This window comes from Corallococcus sp. 4LFB (genome assembly GCF_046520365.1).
GTDB classification, from domain to species: Bacteria; Myxococcota; Myxococcia; order Myxococcales; family Myxococcaceae; genus Corallococcus; species Corallococcus caeni.
Map to the genome: position 1 here is coordinate 22,742 of NZ_JBKGHJ010000044.1, position 6,234 is coordinate 28,975.

Annotated in this window: 7 protein-coding genes and 1 pseudogene; 2 read left to right on the top strand and 6 right to left on the bottom strand. The window is 69.5% G+C overall.

Annotated elements, in window-relative coordinates; translation table 11 throughout:
- Positions 1-162 precede the first annotated feature (162 nt).
- The gene (locus tag ACLEQD_RS07695; protein WP_410382881.1) at positions 163-705 is read left to right on the top strand and encodes a DUF2378 family protein; all 543 of its coding nucleotides are present in this window, start codon (positions 163-165) and stop codon (positions 703-705) included.
- A gap of 113 nt (positions 706-818) precedes the next feature.
- On the opposite strand, the gene ACLEQD_RS07700 is transcribed toward ACLEQD_RS07695, so the two are convergent.
- Together ACLEQD_RS07700 and ACLEQD_RS07705 are read right to left on the bottom strand one after the other, a co-directional pair.
- Complete coding sequence (locus ACLEQD_RS07700) at positions 819-1,514, bottom strand: pirin family protein (protein ID WP_410382882.1); 696 nt, start codon at positions 1,512-1,514, stop codon at positions 819-821.
- Positions 1,515-1,622: 108 nt separating this feature from the next.
- Positions 1,623-2,528 (bottom strand): LysR substrate-binding domain-containing protein, encoded by a 906-nt coding sequence (locus tag ACLEQD_RS07705; protein WP_410382883.1) that lies wholly within the window; start codon positions 2,526-2,528, stop codon positions 1,623-1,625.
- Positions 2,529-2,677: 149 nt separating this feature from the next.
- Here ACLEQD_RS07705 and ACLEQD_RS07710 point away from each other — a divergent pair, with 149 nt between their 5' ends.
- Complete coding sequence (locus ACLEQD_RS07710) at positions 2,678-3,226, top strand: YceI family protein (protein ID WP_410382884.1); 549 nt, start codon at positions 2,678-2,680, stop codon at positions 3,224-3,226.
- Positions 3,227-3,246: 20 nt separating this feature from the next.
- Here ACLEQD_RS07710 and ACLEQD_RS07715 read toward each other — a convergent pair whose 3' ends face one another.
- The 4 genes and pseudogenes from ACLEQD_RS07715 to ACLEQD_RS07730 all read right to left on the bottom strand — a co-directional run.
- Complete coding sequence (locus tag ACLEQD_RS07715; protein WP_410382885.1) at positions 3,247-4,185, bottom strand: DUF4382 domain-containing protein; 939 nt, start codon at positions 4,183-4,185, stop codon at positions 3,247-3,249.
- A 75-nt stretch (positions 4,186-4,260) separates the two neighbouring features.
- Positions 4,261-4,761 (bottom strand): hypothetical protein, encoded by a 501-nt coding sequence (locus tag ACLEQD_RS07720; RefSeq protein ID WP_410382886.1) that lies wholly within the window; start codon positions 4,759-4,761, stop codon positions 4,261-4,263.
- A 171-nt stretch (positions 4,762-4,932) separates the two neighbouring features.
- On the bottom strand, positions 4,933-5,655 hold the full coding sequence (locus ACLEQD_RS07725) for a carboxypeptidase-like regulatory domain-containing protein (protein WP_410382887.1): 723 nt from the start codon (positions 5,653-5,655) through the stop codon (positions 4,933-4,935).
- A pseudogene (locus ACLEQD_RS07730) lies at positions 5,655-6,234 on the bottom strand (caspase family protein); the annotation flags it as partial. The pseudogene ACLEQD_RS07730 and the gene ACLEQD_RS07725, both read right to left, overlap by 1 nt.

Sequence of the window (6,234 nt, forward strand, 5' to 3'; positions counted from 1 at the left end):
CCGGCAAACCCCGAACAGCCACGCAGTTCCGGTGTCTGGGAAAGACAGACGGATTTCATTGGAGTTGCGCAGGGGCTGGTGAGCCTTCGTGGATTCGTGATGACATCGCTCGCGGCTGACGTTACGGCTGCGCGCAATTACATCCGACCCCCGGACGGATCCATGGCCGAGCAGGTTGTCTATCGTCACACGATTGAAGGGCTCTTTCGCTCCATCGGCAGGCAGCTCACCCCCGCGCTGAAGGACAAGCTGAAACGGGCCGGCCTGGACCTGGGCGCTCCCATCCCCCGCAGCACGCCTCGGCTCGTCTTCGCAGAGGCCCTGCGCATCACCGCGCATCACCTCCACCCCGACGTCGATACGGACGAGGGCTTCCGGCGGCTGGGCGTGTCGCTCATCGAGGGCGTGGAGCAGACGCTGCTGGGCAAGGCGCTCGTCGCGATGTGGCCCATCTTCGGACCGGAGCGCGTCGTCGTCCGCATCCAGGAGAGCTTCGCGACGGTGAACAACTACCTGAAGACGGAGCTCGTCACCCAGGGGCCCGCGCACCACGTCCTCCGCGTCAGCGAGTGCAACGGCAACCCCGGCTACCTGCGCGGCATCATCGAGGCCGGCCTCACCCGGGCGGGCGCTCGGAACCTGCGCGTGGAGCCGTTCGACTTCGACGGCCACGCCTGCTCCTACCGCATCCAGTGGACTCCCTGAGCGTCACCCTCCCTCCCGTGCCCAACCCCACGTCTTTCACCCCGTAGGACGCTGAAAACGACAAGGCCCCCGGGTCCGCTCAGGATCCGGGGGCCTTCTTCGTGCCCGGCGCATCAGGCCAGGTCGAACAGCAGGGCCTCCAGCGGCTCGGAGGCGGTGAGCACGAGGCTCGACTCGTCGGAGACGGCCACTCCGTCACCGGCCTTCACGGTCACTCCGTTGAGCGTGCCCGCGCCTCGGGCAAGCTGCACCCAGGCGTGACGCCCCTTGGGCAGCGTGTACTCCGCCTTCTCGCCCGGGCCCAGCAGCGTGCTGCTGAGGAGCACGTCCTGGTGCACGGTGAGGCTGCCGTCGCGCGCGTCGGGGCTGGCCACCACGCGCCAGCGTCCCTGCCGGTCCTTCTCCGGGAAGAACTTCTGCTCATATTCCGGCTTCAGGCCCTTCCTGTCCGGGATGATCCAGATCTGCAGGAAGTGGACGTCCTCGTTGGAGCCGTTCATCTCGCTGTGCATCACGCCCGTGCCGGCCGTCATGCGCTGCACCTCACCGGCGCGCAGCAGCCCCTGGCCTCCCGTGCTGTCCCGGTGCGCGATGGCGCCGCTGAGCGGGTAGGTGATGATCTCCATGTCCCGGTGCGGGTGCGTGTCGAAGCCCTCGCCGGACTGCACGCGGTCCTCGTTGATGACGCGCAGGGCGCGGAAGCCCATGTTGTCGGGGTCGAAGTAGCTCGCGAACGAGAAGGTGTGATGCGAGTCCAGCCAGCCGTGGTTGGCATGTCCGCGCGCTTCAGAAGGCCGAAGGTTCATCATGGGGTGTGTTTCCTTTCGAGACACAACATGCGCTCCGGAACGCCACCTGGCCAGACTCGAACCTCGGGACACATCGTTCCATCCGCGGAACGAAACGCGTCCACCGTCTCAGCGTTTCGCGCGCTTGAGCGCCGCTTGCAGCTGGGGCCAGTGCTCGCGCAGCACCTCCACGAAGGCCATCACCTTGGGCACGTGGTGGCGCGTGGGCGGGTAGACGGCGTGCACCGGCGCACCCGCGGAGCTCCAGTCCGGCAGCACGCGCTGGAGCCGGCCGGACTCCAGGTCCTCGACACATTGCTGGCCGGGGATGAGCGCCACCCCGGCGCCCACCAACGTCACCGCGCGCAGCATGTCCGGCTCGTTGATCACCAGCCGCCCGGAGACCTTCACGTCGACCGACCGGCCGCCCGCGTGCAACGTCCAGACGTTGCTCTCCAGCGACGTGCCGAAGAAGAGGCAGTCATGCTTCGCCAGGTCCGAGGGGGTGCGCGGCGTTCCCCGCGCATGGAGGTACTCCGGTGAGGCCACGACGAGCCACTCGATGTCTCCCAGCCGCCGCGCCATCAGCGATGAGTCCGGCAGCCGCCCGGCACGCACCGCCAGGTCGAACCCCTCTTCCATCAGGTCCACCGCGCGGTCCGTGCAGAACAGCTCCAGCTGCACGTCCGGGTACTGCTCCATGAAGCGCGCCACCATGGGCGCGAGGAAGTGGACGGACAGGGGCGTCGTCACGCGCAGGAGCCCGTGCGGGCCCGCTTGCATGCGGGTCACCGCCAGCTCCGCCGCCTCCGCCTCCGCGACGATGCGCTCGCAGTGCGCGTAGTACGCGCGGCCCACCTCCGTCAGGTGCAGCGTGCGCGTGGTGCGCTGGAGCAACTGGGCTCCGACGCGCTCCTCCAGCTCGGACACCTTCCGGCTCACGGTGGACTTGGGCATGCGCAGCGCCTTCGCCGCCGCCGTGAAGCTGCCCGCCTGCACCACCCGGGCGAAGACGAGGAGTTCGTTGAGGTCCATGGCCGTTCCCCGTGCGCGGGGCACTGTCCCAGCCGTGGAACAGTGCTTCCTGTCCGTCCCGTCTAATCCGGAACGTGGGGAGCCGCTACCTTGGGCCTCGTTGAAACACACCGCCGCGAAACGCGGCGCTCACGACAAGGACGACGACCATGGCCACCACCCTCTGGAACATCGACACCACGCACACCGGCATCCACTTCAGCGTCCGCCACATGGTGGTGGCGAAGGTGCGCGGCAACTTCACGAAGTTCGGCGGCACAATCACCCTGGACGACGCGAACCCGGCGGCTTCGTCGGTGTCCGTCTCCATCGAGGCGGCGAGCATCCACACCGGCGTCGAGCAGCGCGACAACCACCTGCGCTCGCCGGACTTCTTCGATGTGGCGAAGTTCCCGGCGCTCACCTTCCAGAGCACGAAGGTGGAGCCCTCCGGCGAGCACCTGAAGGTCACGGGCCAGCTCACCATCCGCGGCATCAGCCGCGAGGTCGTCCTGGAGGCCGAGCAGCTGGGCATCGCCAAGGACCCGTGGGGCAACACCAAGGCCGCGTTCGAGGCGAAGACGACCATCAACCGCAGCGACTTCGGCCTGACGTGGAACCAGGCGCTGGAGGCGGGCGGCGTGCTGGTGGGCGAGAAGATTGAGATCGCCCTCGAGGTCCAGGCCGCCCAGGCGCAGTCGGGCGAGCAGGCGGCCTGAACCCCGAAGTACTCGAAGTACTACTCGACGTCGAAGGACGTCAGGACGAAGTCCACGTTGGACTCCGCGCCTGAGCCGACCGTGGCGGTCGCCGGGCGCGTGAGGTCCGTGCTGAAGGTCACGCCCTCCGGGCCCACCAGGTCCACCTGGTAGGTGCCCGGCAGCAGGAACTTGAAGTTCGCCACGTAGCGGGTGGCCGTGCTGGCGGTGAAGGACATCGTCTCGCGGCTGCCGTCGGCGTTGATGAGCACCGCGGAGAAGCTGCTCAGCTGCGCCGGGCCCAGGGGCAGGGACACGTCGCCCGCCTCCAGGGAGACCTCCACGTTGCCGGAGAACTCCAGGTCCGCGCCCTTGATGATGGGACGCATGACCCACTGCTCGGAGCCGCCGGCCTCCTTGCCGAAGCTCTGCGCGACGTCGAAGTCCACCAGGATGACCTTCTGGTCGTCATCGCTGGTGATGGTGACGTCCGCGTCCTTGTCGAACTTCACCTTGAGGCCGGAGCTGCTGGCGCTCGGCATCTGCAGGTCGCCGTCCACCTGGGCGCCGTCCGGCAGGCCCGCGTAGTCGCGCGAGGTGGCGAAGATGCGGCTGCCGCCGTCCTGCTTCACCTGGATGTAGCCGCCGGTGATGACGAAGCGCAGCTCCTTGTACGTGCCCGCCGGGACCTCCGCGTCCTTCACCAGGTCCGCGGTGTCGTTGGCCAGCGTGAGCAGGTCGGTGGTGACGGGCTCGCTCAGGAGCACGACGTCGCCCTTGCCGTCCTTGCCGTCCTTGCCGCCGTCCACGCTGCCCTTCAGGTAGATCTTCGAGATGGTGACGACGGCCTTCTCGATGCCGTCGCCCGGGGCGTCCGTGAGCTTCAGGGTGACGCGGGCATTGCTGTCGCCGCAGGCCGCGAGGAACAGCATCCCCGTGGCCAGGAGCAGGGTGGAGGTCAGGTGTCGCAGGGAGGTCATGGGAGCGCCTTTGTTGAAATCAGGGAAGAACGCCGGGGAAGACCCGCCCCGGCTCGGAGTGGCCACGTCGCTTTCTCAGCCGACGGACGGCCAGCACTGGCCTTCCTGGCAGGACAGCGAATCGCAGCAGCCCACCTCGCCCTCGGTGGAGCACTCGCCCCCTTCGGGGATGCACACGGGACCCGGACCGGCGTCGACGTCGCCGCCGGAGCCGCCGTCCGTGGTGCTGCCGCCGTCGGAGCCGGAGGTGCCGCCATCCGTGGGCGTCTCTCCTTCGTCGTCGCAGGCGCCCATGCGGTCGCCGTGGTGCAGGTGCGCGGCCACCGCGGGCGCGCCCACCGTGATGGTGTGCGCGTTGGCGTGATTGCCCGGAGGGATGTGGCAGATGCTGACGCGGCCGTCGCCACCGGGCGCGGCGCCGTCATCCGTCGCGGGGGCCTCACCCACGCCCAGGTTGTCACCGCCCGTGGCGAGCGAAGGATCCTCCGACGACGTGGGGCCGCCGCAGCCCATGGACAGCAGCGTCGCGCACAACACCATCCATGCCGCGGAAGAGGGAGCGGTCGGGATACGCATGGTCATCCTCCTGTGAGACGAGGCGGTTGGGGGGCCCTGCGTGAGCAGGGAGTGCCTCGTCGTCAGGAAGACCCGGCTGCTCGCACGGTGGCCACAGGGCCTCGCACCGCGGACGCAATTCCATACGGGTGGCGAACAGCGCGGGCACCCTGCGTCGTCAAATGCGTCGCTTTACGGAAGACTCTCTTCACAGTGGAACGCCCTGCACCCGAGCGGCGTCACACAATGGCTGTCTTCGAGGCACTGCACGCAACAGCCGTCCGACGCGCAATGGCTCTCACTGTTGCAGCCCGTCGTCGCGCAGCCCTGCTGGGCGTAGGACTTCTCCGGGACGAGCTCCACGGTCAGCACCGTCGGCTTGCCCTCGGCCACACAGCCCTGGAGGGCCGTGGAGATGAAGCCGGGCGCGGAGACGCTGACGCCGTAGCAGCCTGCCGGCAGCGGCCCCAGGTGGTGGGGGGCCTGGTCGTCGAGCTGGGAGGCCTCGATGGGGGTGCCGTCCACGGACGCCTTCGCCTCCGCCACCCGCAGGTTGCCCCGGGCGCGGAGCTTCATGAGGAAGGTGCCGGCGGGCCGGGGCGCCACGTCCGCGACGTCCACGGACTGGCCGCCCTGCACGGTGAGCGGCACGCGCGCGGCCTTGTCCGCGGTGGCCAGGACGAAGAGCTCCGCGGGCCCCGCGGGCACGTCCTCCAGCGTGAAGCGGCCCTGCGCGTCCACGCTGCCGCGCACGTCGGGCGCGCCCACCACGGACACCAGCACGACGGCGGGGTCGAACTCCGTGAGCCGGCCGCGCACGGTGCCCGCGCGGAAGGGCGCGTTGTCCAGGTTTCCGCACGCGCCCAGGCCCAGGCCGAGCGACGACAGGGTCAAGAGCAGGCAATGGCGACGCATCAGAAGCGGTACCCCACGCCGGCGTTTCCGCCGATGAAGCCCACGGCCTGTCCCTGTCCGTCCACCACCACGTACGTCAACATCCCATGCCCCTGGGCGGTGAGCTCCAACCGCTCGCCCAGACGCCACGCCAGTCCGCCCACCACACCGGGGCTGACGGTGAAGTAGCGCTGGCCACCGGAGAAGGCCTCCACGTCGAAAGACCTGCCCAGGTACAGCGCGGCCACACGCGGGCCCGCGAACAGCGTCAGCCGCTCCCAGCGCCACAGGTATGGCACCGCCGCGCCCAGCGTGAGCGTGGTGTAGCCGAAGGGCACCACGCTGCCCGGCGCCACCTGGAGCTGCTGCCGCCCGTGCCCCAGCCCCACGTCCACGAGCAGGCCCAGGTCCTGGAGCGGAAGGTCCTCCAGCCGCAGCACGACGCCCACCTGGGGCGCGGCGGGCAAGAGCTCCCGCCGGCTCTGGCCGTCCGTGAAGGACATCATGCCGCCCACGAGCGACAGGGCCCGGCGCGGGATGGCGTCCGCCAGCAGGCGCTCCAGGGGCAGGCGCTCGCCCGCGCCACGTCCACCTCGCGCC